Origin of the sequence: Bacteroides galacturonicus, assembly GCF_003096855.1 — a bacterium.
Classification (GTDB): domain Bacteria; phylum Bacillota; class Clostridia; order Lachnospirales; family Lachnospiraceae; genus Lachnospira; species Lachnospira rogosae.
On sequence record NZ_QEOA01000003.1, the window covers coordinates 18,792 to 38,099 of the forward strand.

General features: G+C 36.4%; 18 protein-coding genes. 17 read left to right on the forward strand and 1 reads right to left on the reverse strand.

Annotation, left to right across the window (positions count from 1 at the left end):
- Window positions 1–166 precede the first annotated feature (166 nt).
- From C7390_RS02940 to C7390_RS02995, 12 genes are all read left to right on the forward strand, one after another.
- Window positions 167–1,348: a PucR family transcriptional regulator gene (locus C7390_RS02940; RefSeq protein WP_022502757.1), complete on the forward strand. Its 1,182-nt coding sequence runs from the start codon at window positions 167–169 to the stop codon at window positions 1,346–1,348.
- Window positions 1,349–1,670: 322 nt separating this feature from the next.
- Complete coding sequence (locus C7390_RS02945) at window positions 1,671–3,023, forward strand: Na+/H+ antiporter NhaC family protein (RefSeq protein WP_318295541.1); 1,353 nt, start codon at window positions 1,671–1,673, stop codon at window positions 3,021–3,023.
- A gap of 63 nt (window positions 3,024–3,086) precedes the next feature.
- On the forward strand, window positions 3,087–3,719 hold the full coding sequence (locus C7390_RS02950) for a cytidylate kinase-like family protein (protein WP_055306349.1): 633 nt from the start codon (window positions 3,087–3,089) through the stop codon (window positions 3,717–3,719).
- 103 nt (window positions 3,720–3,822) lie between these two features.
- Window positions 3,823–4,836: a J domain-containing protein gene (locus tag C7390_RS02955; protein WP_318295542.1), complete on the forward strand. Its 1,014-nt coding sequence runs from the start codon at window positions 3,823–3,825 to the stop codon at window positions 4,834–4,836.
- A 14-nt stretch (window positions 4,837–4,850) separates the two neighbouring features.
- Window positions 4,851–5,249 (forward strand): C-GCAxxG-C-C family protein, encoded by a 399-nt coding sequence (locus C7390_RS02960; RefSeq protein WP_022502753.1) that lies wholly within the window; start codon window positions 4,851–4,853, stop codon window positions 5,247–5,249.
- A 547-nt stretch (window positions 5,250–5,796) separates the two neighbouring features.
- Window positions 5,797–6,003: a sulfur carrier protein ThiS gene (thiS, locus tag C7390_RS02965; RefSeq protein WP_116443582.1), complete on the forward strand. Its 207-nt coding sequence runs from the start codon at window positions 5,797–5,799 to the stop codon at window positions 6,001–6,003.
- A gap of 73 nt (window positions 6,004–6,076) precedes the next feature.
- Window positions 6,077–6,850 carry a thiazole synthase gene (locus tag C7390_RS02970; RefSeq protein ID WP_022501877.1) on the forward strand — a complete coding sequence of 258 codons (774 nt, stop codon included), beginning with the start codon at window positions 6,077–6,079 and terminating at the stop codon, window positions 6,848–6,850.
- 32 nt (window positions 6,851–6,882) lie between these two features.
- A complete protein-coding gene (gene thiH, locus C7390_RS02975; RefSeq protein ID WP_116443583.1) occupies window positions 6,883–8,115 on the forward strand; it encodes a 2-iminoacetate synthase ThiH in 1,233 nt (410 codons plus the stop codon).
- Window positions 8,116–8,139: 24 nt separating this feature from the next.
- Window positions 8,140–8,706 carry a thiamine phosphate synthase gene (locus tag C7390_RS02980; RefSeq protein ID WP_022501875.1) on the forward strand — a complete coding sequence of 189 codons (567 nt, stop codon included), beginning with the start codon at window positions 8,140–8,142 and terminating at the stop codon, window positions 8,704–8,706.
- A gap of 244 nt (window positions 8,707–8,950) precedes the next feature.
- Complete coding sequence (locus tag C7390_RS02985; protein WP_022501874.1) at window positions 8,951–9,346, forward strand: Fur family transcriptional regulator; 396 nt, start codon at window positions 8,951–8,953, stop codon at window positions 9,344–9,346.
- A 120-nt stretch (window positions 9,347–9,466) separates the two neighbouring features.
- Window positions 9,467–10,015: a rubredoxin-like domain-containing protein gene (locus C7390_RS02990; RefSeq protein WP_055175846.1), complete on the forward strand. Its 549-nt coding sequence runs from the start codon at window positions 9,467–9,469 to the stop codon at window positions 10,013–10,015.
- Between the two features lie 336 nt (window positions 10,016–10,351).
- Window positions 10,352–11,710, forward strand: a complete 1,359-nt coding sequence (locus C7390_RS02995) for a GGDEF domain-containing protein (protein ID WP_055175843.1) — start codon at window positions 10,352–10,354, stop codon at window positions 11,708–11,710.
- 141 nt (window positions 11,711–11,851) lie between these two features.
- Here C7390_RS02995 and pdxR read toward each other — a convergent pair whose 3' ends face one another.
- Entirely contained in the window at window positions 11,852–13,327 is a 1,476-nt protein-coding gene (pdxR, locus tag C7390_RS03000) for a MocR-like pyridoxine biosynthesis transcription factor PdxR (RefSeq protein WP_116443584.1), read from the reverse strand.
- 174 nt (window positions 13,328–13,501) lie between these two features.
- On the opposite strand from pdxR, the gene C7390_RS03005 reads away from it, so the two are divergent.
- The 5 genes from C7390_RS03005 to C7390_RS03025 all read left to right on the forward strand — a co-directional run bounded on the left by C7390_RS03005 (window position 13,502) and on the right by C7390_RS03025 (window position 19,282).
- Window positions 13,502–14,389, forward strand: coding sequence for a DegV family protein (locus C7390_RS03005; RefSeq protein WP_116443585.1), 888 nt, complete (start codon window positions 13,502–13,504; stop codon window positions 14,387–14,389).
- Between the two features lie 127 nt (window positions 14,390–14,516).
- Entirely contained in the window at window positions 14,517–15,617 is a 1,101-nt protein-coding gene (locus C7390_RS03010; protein ID WP_318255728.1) for an aldo/keto reductase, read from the forward strand.
- A 116-nt stretch (window positions 15,618–15,733) separates the two neighbouring features.
- The gene (gene thrH, locus C7390_RS03015; protein WP_022501868.1) at window positions 15,734–16,339 is read left to right on the forward strand and encodes a bifunctional phosphoserine phosphatase/homoserine phosphotransferase ThrH; all 606 of its coding nucleotides are present in this window, start codon (window positions 15,734–15,736) and stop codon (window positions 16,337–16,339) included.
- 66 nt (window positions 16,340–16,405) lie between these two features.
- Window positions 16,406–17,791, forward strand: coding sequence for a Trk system potassium transporter TrkA (trkA, locus tag C7390_RS03020; RefSeq protein WP_055175831.1), 1,386 nt, complete (start codon window positions 16,406–16,408; stop codon window positions 17,789–17,791).
- Between the two features lie 21 nt (window positions 17,792–17,812).
- Window positions 17,813–19,282, forward strand: a complete 1,470-nt coding sequence (locus C7390_RS03025) for a TrkH family potassium uptake protein (RefSeq protein WP_116443586.1) — start codon at window positions 17,813–17,815, stop codon at window positions 19,280–19,282.
- Window positions 19,283–19,308 lie beyond the last annotated feature (26 nt).

Genomic DNA, 19,308 nt, shown 5'->3' on the forward strand with positions numbered 1-19,308 from the left:
TAGTCACTTAGAAGTTTCTTCGAAACTTCGGATGCGTGAAAAAGCAACGCAGGGCATATGATATAATGAGCACAAAAGTGCTCATCTTAAAAGTTCCTTATGGCACTATAAATAATTATAATAATATGTAAATAATAATTACAACATACAATATAGGAGCAGCAATATGTTTCAATGTAAAGATCTTCTCACTCTCCCCTCAATGGCGAAAGCCAGAATAATAGCAGGAAAGAGTGGTTTGTCTAATAGAATAAGGTGGGTATATAAGCCTGAGAATATGAATTTTGCGAAGTGGGTAAAGGGACAGGAGCTTTTGATTATAAGCACGCCTGTTATACAGAGTAAGGATTTTGACCTGCAAGCAGTTATTAAGAAAGCTAAGAAGCTTGATATGGCAGGTGCATTGCTTCTTGTTGGTGATAAGTACATTGCCAGTATAGACAGTACAATAATATCCTATTCCAATCTTAACGATTTTCCGATATTTGTCATATCAGGTGAAATTCCTCTTGTTGACATTTTTGAAGAAATCGGACACGCTATTGCGTATAATAAAGACTCAGATGTATTAAGTGATGATATTCTTTCAGGAATTATATTTGGAAAGGACATCAATATAGAAGCATTTTCTATTAAATTTGAAGAAGCTGGCTATGACATCAATGGTAATAACCGTATGTTTATGATTAATATTCATTCAGATAATAAGATAGAGAATTTTGATTATGATTTCATTATGAATAAGCTGAGGGACAGTTTTGCACAGAATAATGGAAGTCTGATTTTATCAAGATATGCTAATAACATAGTTGGCTGTTTTAATTGTTTGGAAAATGCTGATGATACACACGGTCTTATTAATCAATCTTACGAAGCATTATCTGAATATGTGCAGGGCAGGTATACGGATATAAAGCTTGTTATGGGAATTGGACGTGAATATAATGGAATATCACATTTGCAGAAAAGTTTTACGGAGGCTTCAAGGTGTGTAATCCTTTCGGAGAAGATACAGCTTAATGGAAGTGTGTTCTGGTATGAAGAAATGGGAATATATAACCTGTTCTCTGAATTTGGAGATAAAAAGCTTATACAGGACTTTGTTGACAGTACATTAGGCATAATTATTGACTATGATAAGGAGAATAATACGAATCTTTTACAGACGTTAAAAGCGTACCTTTGGAACAATAACAGCCTGCTTCACGCTTCTGAACAGTTATTTACGCATCGTAATACAGTAAAGTACAGAATACAGAGAATAACTGAGCTTACGGGCAGGAATTTTGATGATGCGATGACACGTCTGGAGTTTATGAATGCTTTGATATGTCTTGAGGTAAGATAGACATTTGTGCTGTGAGAACAAATGAAGTAATACAAGATTGTTATTAGAAGTCATAACAATAAAATATTTATAAAAGAATGTTGAAGTATATATGTCTTAGTGATATATTCTTGAACATAGACAAGAAGCAAAGGGGCTTCTGCTAATGGTAATATTAGCGGAAGCCCCTTTTTGTGTATTAGTAAAAATGTTAATCTAACTGGCAGTAAAGGCTGAAATAGAAATTACTAAAGCACATTCATTGTTTATCTTGCGGTATATAAAATGTACCGCTGGACGCGTCAGATATTAATAAATATTTATATAACAGGAGGAAATGATTATGAGCTACGGTCTTATAGCAGTAATAATTGTAATCGGTATTGTCATAGGTGCTATAGCTACTAAGAAATGTGAGCCATTTCTTATAGGCGGTTCAATTATAGGAGCAATATTTTTATATAAGCAGGATTTTATAACCGAATGGGTTAATACACTTGAAGGTGTTATGAGTGATGAAGCATACTTAATACTTGTATGTGGTTTGTTTGGAAGTATAATAGCACTTCTTACAGCCTCTAAGGGACATTTTGGATTTGCAAAGATTGTTTCAAAGATATGTAACAGCGAAAGAAAGACTTTATTCACAACATTTATATTAGGTGTAATTATATTTATTGATGATTATCTTAATGTATTATCAATAGGTACAGCAATGAAGAAGGTATATGATAAAGTAAAAGTACCAAGAGAAGCACTTGCATATCTTCTTGATAGTACAGGTTCACCAGTCTGTGTTATGTTCCCATTCTCATCTTGGGCAGCATATTTTGGAGCTATCTTCTTCGCACAGGAGAGTGTTCAGGCACTTGGTGCAAAGACCTGGATGGGAGCTTATATTAAAGCAATTCCATTTTGTATATATCCAATAGTTGCATTACTTATTGTAATTCTTTTCTCAGCAGGTGTATTTCCTAAGCTTGGCGGAATGAAGAAGGCTTATGAAAGAGTTGCAACAACAGGTAAGGTTTACAGTGATGCAAGTAAGAAGTACAATATGGACGATGGCGAAGGCGAACAGGACGGCAACATATTCAATTTCCTTGTTCCAATGCTTGTACTTGTAGTTGTAGCCTGTGTTACAGGGAACCTTGTAGTAGCACAGATTATATGTCTTGCAGTAACACTTGTTATATATCTTGCAGAAAAGCTGATGACATTTACAGAATACTGGGATAATTTCGTAAAAGGATTTGCAGATATGCTTCCTATTATAATTCTCCTTATAGCAGCACTTACATTCCAGACAATTGCAAACCAGATGCAGATGACAGAGTTCTTCATAGATATTACACAGCCAATATTATCAGCAAAGATTTTCCCAATGCTTGCATTTATCATTACTGGTATATTAGCATTTATGATAGCCAATGCGTGGGGCGTATGTACACTTGTTGCACCAGTTCTTCTTCCACTTGGTGCAAGTGTAGGAGCCAATGCAATACTTATAATGGCAGCAATTCTTTCAGGTTGTGCATTTGGTAATCACGCCTGCTTCTACTGTGACACAACAGTTCTTGCTTCACAGGGTTCAGGTATTGATAACTTTGACCACGCGGTATCACAGCTTCCATATGTACTTATAGGAGCTGGAATAAGTATAATTGGTTTCCTTGTATTAGGATTTGTTATGTAAAATGTGTTAGTTTTATAAAATGTATATAGGAATTATAAGAATAATTTCAGAATGGAGGCAGTTATGAGTGATAAGAAATATGTTGTTACAATAGCAAGGCAGTTTGGCAGCCTTGGACGTCCAATAGCCAAGCTTATGAGTAAGAAGCTTGGAGTTGAATATTATGACAGGGATATAGTGGAGCAGGCAGCTAAGAAGCTTAATCTTCCAGTATCACAGATAGATGAACTTGAAGAAAAGGTTAAGAAGACATCAACTAATTCATATAAGAGAATGATGTATCCTCTTGGAACACAGTCAAGCACAGAGCAGGACAGAATATTTGAAGCCCAGCAGAATATTATGAAATTCTTAGTTGAGAGAGAAAGCTGTATAATAGTTGGACGTTGTTCAGATTTTGTCCTTTCTGATGAAGAAAATGCGGTGCATATATACATTTATGCTCCATATGAACAGAGAGTTAAGAACTGTGTGAATGATCTGCATTTAAGCGAAGAAGAAGCCAAGAAGATGATAAGGTCAGTAGATGAGGCAAGAGATAATTACCATATGCACTATGCAGGATTTCTTCCATCAGACCCTAAGCACAAGACTATAATGATAGACAGCAGCTCTCTGGGCGTTGAGGGTACAGCTGAGTATCTTGTGGATTTTATTCAGAAGAAATTTGATTTAAAAACATATACGCTTGACTAAGTATGTGTTATCATATGCGTAATCTAAACATTTATGGCTTACAATAGTTAATTTAATGAGTTAATAAATGTAACCAATAGAAAGAGCATATCAGGATAACCCTATGAAGATGAGTGTAGAACAGGCATATAAAATATTAGCAGTACCCCGGTCTGCTGATATAAAAGCGATTAAGAAAAAATATAGAAAACTGATGTTAAAGGTGCATCCCGATTCATTAAAGTCAGGGAAGAATACATATCAATATAGTGCGCAGGAGATTAATGAGGCATATTCAATTATTATTAAGAATTTATCTGATAATAAAATGTCCGGTTATTTCAATAATTCCAGCGATGATAATTATTCATCAGAGTACACATATGATGGAGAATATTATCAGGACTATAATTCATATGCTTCCGATGGCGGTAATTGGGATGCACCTGTTAATGATAATGCGTATACAAGCCGTAATATATATCATTATGCAGAAGGTGCAAGAGGAAATATTACTGGAAGCATTGTTATAGCAAAAGGCAAATATATCTGGACGATAGAAGAAGATTTTACATTATTCATAAAGAGTATATCAGAAAGCAGTGATAAGCTGTTATCAGGTATAGATAACAGAAGGAAAGGAAGCATATCGGATACAAGAAGGGCAGTTATAAAAGCACAGCTTGCATACCTTTTAGCCCAGCAGTATATAGATGCAACCTACACACTTAGTGATCTTATTACACCAGTAAAGCACGATAATGCACAGATATTTTATATAGACTCAATGCTTGAAATGCCAGCCAATGCCCCATTCCTACGGGCAGGTATGACACTATACCCACAGTCACTTAAAAATCACCGCCTATATTTAAAGACCAAATCGGGAAATGCCGCAGGCTATATATCATTCAGGGACGACAGGCTATATTACATAATAATTCCACTTCTTGAACAAAAAAGAGCACAGGTAAAAGTCCAGATTGCCACCAGGCAGGATAAGAACAACACAAGACACAATGTGAAATACAAGAATCTTGACTTTTGGATAAAAATTTCTGATAATAATTCAGGAACATTTCCTGAAAGCATAAATATGCAGATTGAGGAAATACTTACTAAATATTCTAAAATGTAATTGGAGGACAATCAATGAATAGACATATAGATAAAGCAATGCAGTTAAGAAATGAAACCCCGATGGTAAGCAACTGTGCCCAGACAATAATGAGAGCCTATGCCGATGAATTAGGAATGACCGAACAGCAGGCAGCAGCAATAGGCTGTAACTTTGGTGGCGGAATGAAATGCGGCGGCACTTGTGGAGCAATAACAAGTGCTCTTATGGTATTAGGTGCAAAAGGAATAGACTCCCCTGCCGTAATAACAGAATTCAGAAAAAGAATAGCCGCCAACCACGATGGCTTAACAGATTGCGTAGACCTTCTAAGAAACAACGCCCGGAAAGGCGGAGTAAAGAAGGAACATTGCGATAATATGATAAAAGAGTCCATAGAATTAATAGACGAAATCACCAACAAAGAAGATTAATGTTGCAAAATATTCCAACAAGTGATATAGTAATAAACAATTAAATAAAAAACAAATAGAGTGAATTTCAAAGAGTTCACGAAGGGGAGCACCACCACCGGCGCTTCCTTTCGTGAACTCTTTTTTGCGTGAGTAGCGATGAGAATACACTAACAAAGACACTTGCCGAACTCTGCTTGCAGAAGTGAGCAAGAGGCTTTGTTAGCGTATTCGAGGAGCACCGCGACAGTGACAGAGCGAAGCTCTGGAACGCGCTACTCACGCAAAAACAGTGGAGGGACGCCACCCAGCAAACCTTATCCCCTCAGTCAGCAACTCCCAGACAGAGGAAGCGAAGCTTCCAAGTGTCGTCCGACAAAGCTAATTCCCCTTCCCACGTCAGCGACCTGCAGACAGAGGAAGCAAAGCTTCCAAATGTCGTCCGACAAGGCTAATTCCCCCTCCCTCAGTCAGCAACTCCCAGACAGAGGAAGCAAGGCTTCCAAATGTCGTCCGTCCTCCCAAAAAAAATTCACTCTCTCAATCCCCAAAGAAAGAAGGACCAGCAATGATAACAATAAAATTCAACGGCAAACCCACCCAAATCCCTACATCAACCCCAATCACCACCTTCCTCACCACCCACAACTACAACCCGATCCATGTAGTAGTCGAACTCAACGAGGTCATAATCCCGAAAGACTCCTACCCCACCACAACCCTGTCACCCGATGACACCTTAGAAATCCTGACATTTATGGGCGGCGGTCAATAACCTTCCGTTATTAACCCCACCCCACCCAACAACCCTTACCAATAAATAACCAAAAAGAAAAGAGGACAAAACAATGAACAACAACGACACATTCAAATTAGGAAAATACGAATTCACATCAAGATTCATCTTAGGTTCAGGAAAATATTCCCTTGAATTAATAGATGCTGCTGTAAAACAGGCAGAAGCACAGATAGTAACACTTGCACTAAGAAGAGCCAACGATGGCGGAATTGCCAATATTCTTGATTATATTCCAGAAAATGTAAAGCTTCTCCCTAACACATCAGGTGCAAGAAACGCAGAAGAAGCTGTAAGAATTGCAAGACTTTCAAGAGAATTATGCCACAGTGATATGGTTAAGATAGAAGTTATAAGAGATACTAAATATCTTCTTCCAGACAACTACGAAACAGCTAAAGCAACAGAGATACTTGCCAAAGAAGGCTTTGTAGTAATGCCATATATGTATCCAGACCTTAATGCAGCAAGAGATATGCAGAATGCAGGAGCTGCCTGTATTATGCCGCTTGCAGCACCAATTGGTTCTAACAGAGGTGTATGCACTAAAGATTTTATACAGATACTTATTGACGAAATTGACCTTCCAATTATTGTAGATGCAGGTATAGGTCGTCCATCACAGGCATGTGAAGTTATGGAAATGGGTGCAGCTGCGGTGATGGCTAATACAGCTATAGCGACAGCAGGAGATATTCCAGCGATGGCATCAGCATTTAAGAATGCAATAAATGCAGGACGTGAAGCTTATCTTTCAGGCCTTGGAAGAGTAAAGAAGGACGGTGCAAGTGCATCATCTCCATTAACAGGCTATATACACGAATAATAATGCAATAGATTACAGAAACGAGGATAATTATGAGCGACAGCAAAGATATGCACATCAATGAAAGTATATTGAGTGATGAAATAAGAGAAGATTTGAAGAAAAACAGAACTAACCATATGGAATATCTTCCAGATATGGAAGTACTTGAGTCAGATATACAGCAAAAAGTTATAGATGCTATGAACAATTATGACTACGATAAATATACAGCAAAGGATGTTCTTAATGCTATCAATAAAAGCAACAGGACACCAGAGGATTTTGCTGCTCTTTTATCACCAGCTGCACTTCCGTATCTTGAACAGATGGCACAGGCGGCCAAGGATGAGAAAGAAAGACATTTTGGTAATTCCATATGTTTTTTTACACCTATATATATTGCTAATTACTGTGAGAATTATTGTATATATTGTGGTTTTAACTGCCACAACAAGATTAAGAGAGCCAAGCTTAATGCACAGGAAATAGAGGAAGAAATGGAAGCAATTGCAAGGTCAGGCTTGCAGGAGATACTTATTCTTACAGGTGAAAGCAAGAAAATGTCAAGTGTGGAATACATAGGAGAAGCCTGTAAAATAGCAAGAAAATATTTCAAGGTTGTTGGACTTGAAGTATATCCCATGAATTCAGATGAGTATGCTTATCTTCATAAATGTGGTGCTGACTATGTAACTGTATTTCAGGAAACCTACAATTCAGACAAATATGAGACACTTCATCTTGCAGGACACAAGAGAGTATTTCCATACAGGCTTAATGCACAGGAGCGTGCATTAAAGGGCGGTATGAGAGGAGTTGGTTTTGCTGCACTTTTAGGACTTGATGATTTTAGAAAAGATGCTTTTGCTACAGGTATGCACGCATATTTGTTACAACGCAAATATCCACAGGCAGAGATAGCATTTTCTTGTCCAAGATTACGTCCAATAATCAATAATGACAGAATTAATCCTAAAGATGTACACGAAGCACAGTTATTGCAGGTCGTAACAGCATACAGATTATTTATGCCATTTGCCAGTATAACAGTATCTACAAGAGAGTGTGCCCGTGTGCGTGATAATCTTATGAATATAGCGGCAACTAAAATATCAGCAGGTGTAAGCACGGGCATAGGAAGCCATTCAGAAGATATTGAAGAAAAAGACAGAGGCGATGAGCAGTTTGAAATATCAGACGGAAGAGATGTTAAGCAGGTATATGATGACCTTGTAAAAATCGGACTTCAGCCAGTTATGAGTGATTATATATACTGTGGTTGATTAGGATTAAGGAGATTAGAAATTATGCAGGACGTGATTGCAATTACTAACCGCAGGCTTTGTGACAGACCATTTTTAGAACAGATAGAAAGAGTATGCAAGCTTTATCCAGCAGCTGTTATTCTAAGAGAGAAGGATCTAAGTGATGCTGAATATGCTGCACTTGCTGCAGATGTGTATTCGGTCTGTAAGAAATATAACGTAAGACTGATATTGCATACTTATGTTGCAGTGGCAGAAAAGACTGGCATTAATGCTATACATTTGTCAATTGATAATCTAAGAAAATATCATAGTCAGCTTAAAGATAGTAATGTAGCTATAAAAGGTTGTTCAATCCATTCCGTTCAGGAAGCTGTCGAAGCGGCAGAACTTGGTGCTTCTTACATTACGGCAGGACATATATATAGTACTGATTGTAAAAGAGGTGTTCCACCAAGAGGCCTGGAATTTCTGAAAGCAGTATGCGAAAATGTTAATATTCCGGTATATGCCATTGGTGGGATTAACATAGATGGCAGCCGCAGGCAGGAAGTACAAGAGTGTGGTGCAAAGGGAAGCTGTATTATGTCTGGAATGATGAAGGCATAAATAAAAACAAAGCCTGCATAATAATATTATAAAAATAATATAGTAAAAATAAGTTGACTTTTTGATAGAAAATGATACACTAATATTAGTAGTAGTTACTATTATTGGTGTATCATTTTTGATTTAAAACCAATAATGAGCGTGATTTATCAAATGGATATTGTGCACTATAGAAAATATTAAACAAGTAACAGTATATAATGACAATATTAATTTAATGTAATTTGAATAGAGGAGTTACAATATGGCAACAGTAAAAAGAAGCAGACAAAGAGATGCAATCAGGAGCTTTTTGATGTCAAGAAAAGACCACCCTACGGCAGAGGTTGTGTATGATAATGTCAGTAAAGAGTTTCCTAACATAAGTCTTGGAACTGTATACAGAAATCTTACATTCCTTGTAGACAATGGAATGGCTATGAAAGTGCCGTGTAGTGATGGTTCGGTGCATTTTGACGGCAACGTGAACCCACACTACCATTTTCAATGTGTCAATTGTGGCAAAGTTATGGATTTGAACTTTGACTCACGGGAAGTTGAGAAGAATTTTAATGAAGCGGCGGCAAAGAATTTTGATGGTACAATCCGGGGAAATGTGACATTCTTCTATGGAGAATGTTCTGAGTGTACAGATAAGTAAATATATTAATAGGAATTATTGCTATTTTGCTTGACAAATGAAATAAGGAGTGTTATATTAAACTCACAAAACAGTAATAATTACTATTTTTAATAAATTAAACAAGAAAAGGAGATTAAGATTATGAAGTATGTATGTACAGTATGCGGTTATGTTTATGAAGGAGAGTCACTTCCAGCAGATTATGTCTGTCCAGTATGTAAGGCACCAGCAGACAAGTTCTTAGCTCAGGGAGATGACAAGGTATGGGCTGCTGAGCACGTTGTAGGAGTTGCTAAGGGAGTAAGCGAAGATATTATTGAAGATTTAAGAGCTAACTTCAATGGTGAATGTTCAGAGGTTGGTATGTATCTTGCTATGGCTAGAGTTGCTCACAGAGAAGGTTATCCAGAAGTAGGTCTTTACTATGAAAAGGCAGCTTGGGAAGAAGCTGAACACGCAGCTAAGTTCGCAGAGCTTCTCGGTGAAGTTGTAACAGACAGCACTAAGAAGAACCTTGAGATGAGAGTAGAAGCTGAAAATGGAGCTACAGCAGGTAAGGTTGACCTTGCTAAGAGAGCTAAGGCTGCTAATCTTGATGCAATCCACGACACAGTTCATGAGATGGCTAGGGATGAGGCTAGACATGGTAAGGCCTTTGAAGGTCTTTTAAAGAGATACTTCGGTTAATCATAAGCTGGTATATGAGTAGTATACAGTATCAGAATTAATGGTACAGTTAATTGGATAGCTTATATTAATCAATAGATTAATAAGGTATTATTACTGCCGTCAGTATTACACTGGCGGCAGTTTTTATATAATAGGAAATTTAATGTTATAAAATTCTATAGTAAGTCCCATTAAAACATTAAATGCCAGCGTGACATTTTCTCCAATATGTGATATTGTATATTCAATTAAGAGTTTCGTAGAAAATGGTCGAATAATAATGAAGAATAAAAGCTTGTTTTTTGCAAGTTAAACAAGTGCTGTTGGTGTACAGTGCTGGAATGGAGAACTTCAATGGAGAATGATTTAGAGCTGGAAGACAGAATACTTACAATGCTGTCAACCCAATATGAGGGGATTTATCAGATTGATATTGATAATGATAGTGTTCTGTGTATTTATAATAGGGGTAATAAGTTTAAGAAAGACGGTAATGTAGAGTTAGAACAGTGGGTTCAGAGAATGGTTGACAGATGTCATTATGAGGACAGAGGCAGGCTGTTAGATTTAATATCAGTAGAGGCAGTTAAAGGCTTTGGCAGTAACGATGAATTTAAGAAAAAGCTTGATGTAAGACTTATGTATGATGGTAAATATAAGTGGATATTAGTGACACTTATGTATGATAAGACATTTAACCAGATAACAGTGACAGAACGTGATGTATCACACAGATATGAATATTATGAGATAATAAAGCGTAAAAATGCTGAACTTAGAAAGCTTTTGCAGACAACAGAGCAGTATAAAGACGCACTTATGTCAGAGTCAATTGTTATGTATCAGGTTAATTTTTCAAAAGATACAATAGAAAATGGCATATATCAGCGAAAGAATAATAAAATGTATAGCGCACTCGATACAGTAGGTATTAGTACATCTAGTTCTTATGATGAATATTGCAGAAGGTGGCAGAAAAGGGTTTCCAAGGATACAATTGAAGATTATTTAAAGCTTGCAACGTCAAAGAAGATTATTGAACTATTTAATAATGGTAATACTATTGTATCTATTGATTACAGGACAATGGATACACAGGATACGGAGATGTGGATTGATAAGTCTATATATCTGTCAAAGGACAAGCTTACAGATGATATTTTAGGAATTATAAGCTTAAGAAATGTTACAGAAAGATATAGACAGGAATATTTGAAACAACGTCTGGAAAAGCAGGCATCACTTGACCTGCTTACAGGTCTTTATAATCACGTTACTGGAGAATTGCTTATAAAGAGCAGGATTGATAACAGCGCCCATATGTATTCGGCATTTGTTATATTTGATATAGACTCGTTTAAATTAGTTAATGATACATATGGTCATTATTTTGGCGACTGTGTTATACAATATGTTGCCAAGAGATTAGCAGAATGTACAAGGGAAGATCAGGATATAGCGATAAGGTATGGAGGCGATGAGTTCGTTGTATATATTGAATATAAAGACAGCGATAATATCGAAGATATCGTGAAGAGAATATTTAATTATGTAACAGATGAGTACGATGGTTATAAGATAAGCGTAAGTATGGGAATAAGCTTATCTGTTAATTGTGGTTTGCATTATTATAATATGTACCAGTGTGCAGATAAAGCGTTATATGAAGCCAAGAACTCGGGACGTGGATGTTATAGGTTTTATTCTGAATAATAACAAGGTGTCACATAAAATGAATTATTTAATGTTAGTAAGGCAGTGAATAGTTCATTCGTGTGACACCATTATTTTTATAAGAGAATATTTATTATTATTAGATTTCTTCCACCAATATGTATTGCATTAAGTAATTATTTATAAGCATATTTCCTCAAGCAATTTTGCCGTAATAGCGACATCGTCCATAGATATTCCAGAGTAGTTGACAATTGCTATATGCGAATAATTATCAGGTGAATAGCTGTTTCCAGTTATATAGTCAGAAAGAAATGATATGAGAAGTCCTTTCTTGCTGGCTTTTTGCTTTAGCTGCTCATCAGTTAATTCTGTGTCGTATTTTAGGAGAAAATGCAGTCCCGAATTTTCCTCGTATATATTAATACGGTCTTTGATACTGCTTTTCATAAGCAGACCTATAAGATTATCCCTTATGTCACGGTAGTGATTGCGCATACGGTTAATGTGTTTATCAAGAAAGCCGTCTTCAATAAAATGTGCCAGAGTATATTGTTCAAAGTTAGATACTGTACAGGCATAGAAGCCAAGCTGCTGTTTGAAGCGTTCAAGGAGCGGCACAGGAAGAACCATATAACTAATTCTTATAGTTGAGGCAAGGCTTTTTGTAAATGTATTAAAATATATTACCTTGTCTGTGGCATCGATTGAAAAGAGTGATGGTATTGGCTTTCCCTGAAGTCGGAATTCACTGTCGTAGTCGTCCTCTATTATGTATCTGCCGTGCGAGTTGTTAGCCCATTGTAACAGACCATATCTTCTGCTTATAGATGTAACTATACCAGTAGGAAAATGGTGTGACGGAGATATCTGTATTATCTGGGAATTCGCAAGTCCAATGCTGTCAGGTATTACACCTTCATCATCCATATCAAGTGCGTTGACCTTGACACCTAATGAGCGGTATATATTTACGATTTTTCTGGAACTTGGATTTTCAAGTCCGTAGGCAAGGTCACGTCCAAGAAGCTGAACGATAAGCCCATATAAATATTCAGTTCCAGCACCAATAATAATCTGCTCAGGATTTACTGTAATTCCCCTGAATTCATATAGATGATGTGCAATGGCACGGCGCAGTTTCATAACGCCACCTGTGGGTGGAACATTGAGTGCATCATCGCCCTCATATGTAAGTACCTGACGCATAAGTTTTGCCCATACTGAAAATGGAAAATTATCTTTAGGGGTGTGGCTGTATACAAGGTTGACAGCTGCATTTTCCAGGGGAGCACCAGTATTTTCCAGGGAAGCACCAGCATTATTATTCACATTGTAAGGCTGGTTACTGCTTGAAATATTATTGAAAGCGGTATTCTTAAAAGAATGATTACCTGTGGTATTGTAATTATTATTAATCTCCGATACATAAAATCCCTTCTTAGGAAGTGAATATATGTAGCCTTCTGCAAGAAGCTGTCCGTAGGCATTTTCAACAGTTACGACGCTTATTCCGTGATTTTTGGCAAAATCTCTTTTGGAAGGGAGCTTTGTATCGGGTGTTAATTTGCCGGATATAATATCATCTTTAATACAGGTGTACAGGTATTCGTAAAGGCTTTTTTTGTTTCTATTATTAAAAGAATATGTAAGCATATATTTATCCTCGTTAAATAAGGCAGGTTTATGGTTGCTGACCATATAATTAATCAAATGTTTATTAAGAATAATAATATCAGATTAATTATAATAAATCAATGGACATAAGATATGATATATAATAAAATTACTGTGTATACAAATATTTATAATATGTATGGAGGCTTAGTTATGAGTGATTATATTATATCGTGTTGTTCTACAGCAGATTTAACAGAGGAACATTTTAATAAGAGAGATATACATTACATATGCTTCCATTATGAGCTGGACGGAGCAGCTTATATGGATGATTTAGGGAAGACAATGAATTTGGATGATTTCTATAAGGCTATGTCAGAAGGTGCTGATACTAAAACATCACAGATAAATGCGGAGGAATATGAGGCATATTTTGAAGAATTCTTAAAAGAAGGAAAAGATATACTTCATCTTACACTTTCATCAGGCATATCCGGAACAATTAATTCTGCTAATATAGCGGCGGAAACACTTAAAGAGAAATATCCAGACAGAAAGATATATGTAATTGATTCTCTTGCGGCTTCATCCGGATACGGACTTCTTATGGATAAGGTTGCTGATTTAAAAGATGAAGGTATGGGTATAGATGAGTTAAAGGACTGGGTTATTGAGAACAGATTAAAGGTTAATCACTGGTTCTTTACGACAGATCTTACATTTTTTATAAAAGGTGGAAGAGTGTCAAAGGTGTCAGGTTTCGTGGGTAATCTTCTTAATATATGCCCACTGCTCAATGTTAATTTTGAGGGAAAGCTTATACCTAGAGAAAAAATCCGTACTAAGAAGAAGGTTATTGCAGCAACTGTTGAGAAGATGATTAATAATGCCGAAAATGGACTTGATTATGATGGGAAATGCTACATATCAATGTCAGCGTGCAGAAAAGATGCAGAAGCCGTTGCAAAGCTTATAGAGGAAAAATTCCCTAAGCTTAACGGCAGGGTGGAGATTAATAATATAGGTACAACAATAGGAAGCCACACAGGACCTGGAACAGTTGCATTATTCTTCTGGGGCAATAAGAGAGTTGACTAACATTGTGGTTGTATATACGGTTATTTATAGCAATAACAGCACAATAGAATTAAGTAAAATAAGAAAAGATAAATAGTATAAGAAAATAAAATATCAAAAGAGAATTAACAATCAGGAGAGAATTACAATGAATAGATTCGGATTTGGAGCGATGAGGCTTCCGTTAATCAATCCAGATGATAAACAGTCAATTGATATGGACGAGTTAAAGCGTATGGTTGATATATATATGGAAGCAGGATTTACATATTTTGATACTGCATTTCCGTATCACGACCAGATGTCAGAAACAGCGTTAAAGGAAGCTTTGGTTGACAGATATGACAGGGACAAGTATGTATTTGCCGATAAAATGCCTACAGTGCTTATAAAATCAGGTGAGGAGTATCCGTTATATTTTAATAAACAGCTTGAAAAGACAGGCGTTGGATATTTTGATTACTACCTTATGCACAATATGGGCAGGGACAGATATTATAATACGGACAAGTGGGGTGGATTTGAATTCGCTAAGAAGATGAAAGCCGAGGGTAAGATTAAGAATTTCGGATTCTCATTTCACGATGATGCACAGTTCCTTGATATGATATTAACCAATCACCCGGAAGTTGATTTTGTTCAGCTTCAGATTAATTATCTTGATTGGGAAAATGATATTATCCAGTCAAGGTTATGTTATGAAACAGCAAGAAGGCATAATAAGCCAATAGCTGTAATGGAGTCTGTTAAGGGCGGGACACTGGCGAATCTTCCAAAGGAAGCAGAGAATATTTTAAGGGAATATAACAAGGAAGCCTCGCCAGCTTCGTATGCTTTAAGGTTTGCAGCTAATCTTGATGGTGTGTTTATGGTGCTTAGTGGAATGAGCAATTGTGAGCAGGTGCTTGACAATACTAAGATTATGGCAAGACCTCAGCCGCTTAACGATAAGGAAAAGGAGCTTCTTAAAGAGGTTGTAGCAATAATTAACAAAAGAACAGCAATTCCTTGTACTTCCTGTGGATATTGTATGGAGGTATGTCCTAAGAATATTAATATTCCAGGACTGTTTGCACTTTATAATAATTATTGCATTAATGACAATTTTTCCAATATGTATTATCAGAGGCTTATATATAATAAGGGAAAGGCTTCAGACTGCATTAAATGTCACAGATGTGAGAAGAATTGTCCACAGCACATACATATACCGGACAATCTTGAGCTTATAGCAAAACTAGCCAAATAAAGCTTATATTGTAAGCTTATATGTTAAAAGGTGTTCACCAATTAAGATTATTGTGTTATAATCCAATCTTGATATTATTTAGAAAATGTGTATACTACACGGAAATGAGGGCAAATATGAGTATGAATATAGTATGTTTAGATCTTGAAGGAGTATTAGTTCCAGAAATCTGGATTGCATTTGCAAAGGAAAGCGGTATTCCAGAGCTTACAAGAACAACAAGAGACGAACCAGATTATGATAAGCTTATGAACTGGAGACTTGGAATTCTTAAGGAACATGGTCTTGGACTTAAAGAGATACAGGAAACTATTGCAAAGATAGATCCACTTCCAGGAGCTAAGGAATTCCTTGATAAGTTAAGAGAAACAACACAGGTTATTATTATTAGTGATACATTTACACAGTTTGCAGCACCTCTTATGAAGAAGCTCGGCTGGCCTACTATATTCTGTAATACTCTTGAAGTAGCTAAGGACGGAACAATAACAGGCTTTAAAATGCGTTGTGAACAGTCTAAGCTTTCAACAGTTAAAGCACTTCAGTCTGTTGGCTTTGAAACAATTGCCAGTGGTGACAGCCACAACGATTTAGGTATGATTCAGGCTAGTAAGGCAGGTTTCCTATTCAGAACAACTGACCAGATTAAGGCAGATTATCCACAGCTTGAAGCATTTGAAGAATATGATGACCTCTTTGAGGCAATAAAGAAGGCTTTATAATTAGAGAATGGAGATAAGTGCTTAGCCATGATGGGCGTACTTTGAAAAGGCACGAATGGAGATATTATGTTTGGATTAAGTAAGAAGGAAAATGGCTTAAAAATCATAATAGTAGGCTGTGGCAAGGTAGGTGCGAACCTTGTTGACCAGTTAAGTAAAGAAGGACATGATATAACTGTTATAGATAAGAAAGCAGAGAAGATACAGGATATTACCAATACCTATGATGTTATGGGACTTGTGGGTAACGGAGCAAGCTATTCAACACAGATGGAAGCTGGTATTGAAGAAACAGATCTTATTATTGCGGTTACAGATTCGGACGAGCTTAACCTTTTATGTTGTACAGTAGCCAAGAGAGTTGGCAAATGTGCAGCAATAGCAAGAGTCCGTACACCGGATTACAGTGAGGAAACAGGCTATTTAAGAGAGCAGTTAGGTCTTGCCCTTATAATAAATCCTGAGCTTGAAGCGGCAAGAGAGGTTGCACGTATATTATATCTTCCAACTGCACTTGAGGTTAATTCATTTGCACATGGACAGGCAGAGCTTGTCAAATTCAAAGTACCAGAGGGTAATCTTCTGAATGGGCTTAGCTTAGCTTATCTTGGTAAGAATATTACTAATGATATTCTTATATGCGCAGTTGAAAGAAACGGAGAAGTATATATGCCTAACGGTGATTTCGTGCTTCAGTCAGGCGATGTAGTTTCATTTGTTTCAGAACGTCATATTGCAAGAGATTTTCTTAAGCAGATAGGCTTAGCAACCAGGCAGGTTAAGGATACTATGATTATAGGTGCAAGCAAGGCAGCATATTATCTTGCTAAAGAACTTCTTAATATGGGCATCTCAGTAAAGATTATTGAAAAGGAAAAAGAGAACTGTGAAAGCTTAAGTGTTAAGCTTCCTAAAGCTATAATTATTAATGGTGACGGCACAGACCCGGATATATTGAAGGAAGAAGGTATAGAAACAGTTCAGTCATTCATTCCACTTACAGGAATAGATGAAGAAAATATTATGCTGACACTTTATGCAAAGCAGGTATCAAAGGCTAAGGTTGTAACTAAGATTAACAGGGTTAATTATAAGCAGGTTATTAATAATCTTGATCTTGGAAGCCTTGTATATCCTAAATATATTACATCAGAAGCAATTATTGCATATGTAAGAGCCAAGAAGAATTCAATGGGCAGTAATATAGAGACTCTTTATCATATGTTTGATTCAAGGGTTGAGGCAATTGAATTCATTGTTGAGGAGAATTCAAAGGTATCTGGAGTACCTATTAAGGATCTGAAGTTAAAGAAAGATGTCCTTATCTCATTTATCAACCACAATGGACATATTATCATTCCTACAGGTAATGATGAGATTGAAGACGGCGATACAGTAATGATAGTAACTAAGAATACAGGATTTACAGGTATTGATGATATTGTAAGATAGGTGTAAGCAGGTAAAATAGATATGAATAGAACAATGATTATATACATTCTGGGTTGCATACTTAAAACAGAGGGAGTGCTTATGGCACTTCCTTGTCTTGTTGCACTTATATATCACGAAAGTCAGGGAATTGCGTATGTAATTGTAGCAGTATTAAGTCTTATTGCAGGTATGCTTCTGACAATAAGGAAGCCTAAAGATTATATTATATATCTTAAAGAGGGCTGCATAGCGACATCTTTAAGCTGGATACTTATGGGAATTGTAGGTTCATTTCCATTTATGATAGCTGGAGAGATTCCATCGTTTATTGATGCTTTATTTGAAACAGTTTCAGGTTTTACAACGACTGGTGCTAGTATATTAAGTGACGTTGAGAGCCTGTCACATTGCAGTATTATGTGGAGAAGCTTTACACACTGGATAGGTGGTATGGGTGTTCTTGTATTTATTATTGCGATTGTGCCACTCAGTGGTGGTTCTAATATTAATCTTATGAGGGCAGAAAGTCCGGGACCATCAGTTGGCAAGCTTGTACCTAAGGTAAGACATACAGCAAGAATACTTTATATTATATATTTTGGACTTACATTACTGGAATTTATAATACTTGTTATGGCTAAGATGCCGGTGTTTGATGCGGTTAATACATCATTTGCAACAGCTGGTACAGGTGGTTTTGGTATTAAAAATGACAGTATAGGCAGTTATTCTGTGGCTATACAGTGGATTGTCACGATATTTATGATACTGTTTGGTGTGAACTTTAATGCTTACTATCTGCTGTTCTTTGGAAGTATTAAGAAAGCACTTAGTATGGAAGAAGTAAGGGCATATTTTGGAATTATATTAGCAGCAATTACAGCTGTCACAATTAATATTTATTCTATGTGTTCTGGTGTATGGGATGCAATTACCAAGTCGGCATTTCAGGTTGGTTCAATTATAACGACAACAGGATTTTCAACGACAGACTTTAACTTGTGGCCACAGACATCAAAAACAATACTTGTATTGCTTATGTTTGTTGGTGCATGTGCGGGAAGTACAGGCGGTGGTATTAAGGTTTCAAGATTTGTAATACTTATTAAGACAATTATTAAAGAGCTTAACTCTTATATCCACCCTAGAAGCGTAAAGAAGATTAAGGTTGAAGGAAAACCGGTTGAACACGAGGTTATACGTTCTGTAAATGTGTATATGATAACATTTATATTAACATTTGTTGTATCAGTATTCCTTGTTTCATTAGAAGGAAAAGATCTGACAACTAACTTTACAGCGGTAGCGGCTACAATTAATAACATTGGACCAGGTCTTGAACTTGCAGGTCCAACACATAACTTTGGACATTTCGGCATATTAAGCAAGATAGTTATTATATTTGATATGCTTGCAGGACGACTTGAATTATTTCCAATGTTATTATTATTTCATCCAGTGGTAATAAAGGAAATGTTAGCGGATAAGAGAAAGTACAGAGTTAAATAGAACAGATCGTATGGTTAAGCGGATGT

Bases quoted from the DNA above. Each gene is read 5' to 3' on its own strand.
- C7390_RS02970 (WP_022501877.1), top strand. From the start codon at position 6,077: ATGAACAACAACGACACATTCAAATTAGGAAAATACGAATTCACATCA.
- C7390_RS03010 (WP_318255728.1), top strand. From the start codon at position 14,517: ATGAATAGATTCGGATTTGGAGCGATGAGGCTTCCGTTAATCAATCCA.
- trkA (WP_055175831.1), top strand. From the start codon at position 16,406: ATGTTTGGATTAAGTAAGAAGGAAAATGGCTTAAAAATCATAATAGTA.
- thrH (WP_022501868.1), top strand. From the start codon at position 15,734: ATGAGTATGAATATAGTATGTTTAGATCTTGAAGGAGTATTAGTTCCA.
- C7390_RS03005 (WP_116443585.1), top strand. From the start codon at position 13,502: ATGAGTGATTATATTATATCGTGTTGTTCTACAGCAGATTTAACAGAG.
- C7390_RS02950 (WP_055306349.1), top strand. From the start codon at position 3,087: ATGAGTGATAAGAAATATGTTGTTACAATAGCAAGGCAGTTTGGCAGC.
- C7390_RS02980 (WP_022501875.1), top strand. From the start codon at position 8,140: ATGCAGGACGTGATTGCAATTACTAACCGCAGGCTTTGTGACAGACCA.
- C7390_RS03025 (WP_116443586.1), top strand. From the start codon at position 17,813: ATGAATAGAACAATGATTATATACATTCTGGGTTGCATACTTAAAACA.
- thiH (WP_116443583.1), top strand. From the start codon at position 6,883: ATGAGCGACAGCAAAGATATGCACATCAATGAAAGTATATTGAGTGAT.
- pdxR (WP_116443584.1), bottom strand. From the start codon at position 13,327: ATGCTTACATATTCTTTTAATAATAGAAACAAAAAAAGCCTTTACGAA.
- C7390_RS02985 (WP_022501874.1), top strand. From the start codon at position 8,951: ATGGCAACAGTAAAAAGAAGCAGACAAAGAGATGCAATCAGGAGCTTT.
- C7390_RS02995 (WP_055175843.1), top strand. From the start codon at position 10,352: ATGGAGAATGATTTAGAGCTGGAAGACAGAATACTTACAATGCTGTCA.
- C7390_RS02940 (WP_022502757.1), top strand. From the start codon at position 167: ATGTTTCAATGTAAAGATCTTCTCACTCTCCCCTCAATGGCGAAAGCC.
- C7390_RS02960 (WP_022502753.1), top strand. From the start codon at position 4,851: ATGAATAGACATATAGATAAAGCAATGCAGTTAAGAAATGAAACCCCG.
- thiS (WP_116443582.1), top strand. From the start codon at position 5,797: ATGATAACAATAAAATTCAACGGCAAACCCACCCAAATCCCTACATCA.
- C7390_RS02945 (WP_318295541.1), top strand. From the start codon at position 1,671: ATGAGCTACGGTCTTATAGCAGTAATAATTGTAATCGGTATTGTCATA.
- C7390_RS02955 (WP_318295542.1), top strand. From the start codon at position 3,823: ATGAAGATGAGTGTAGAACAGGCATATAAAATATTAGCAGTACCCCGG.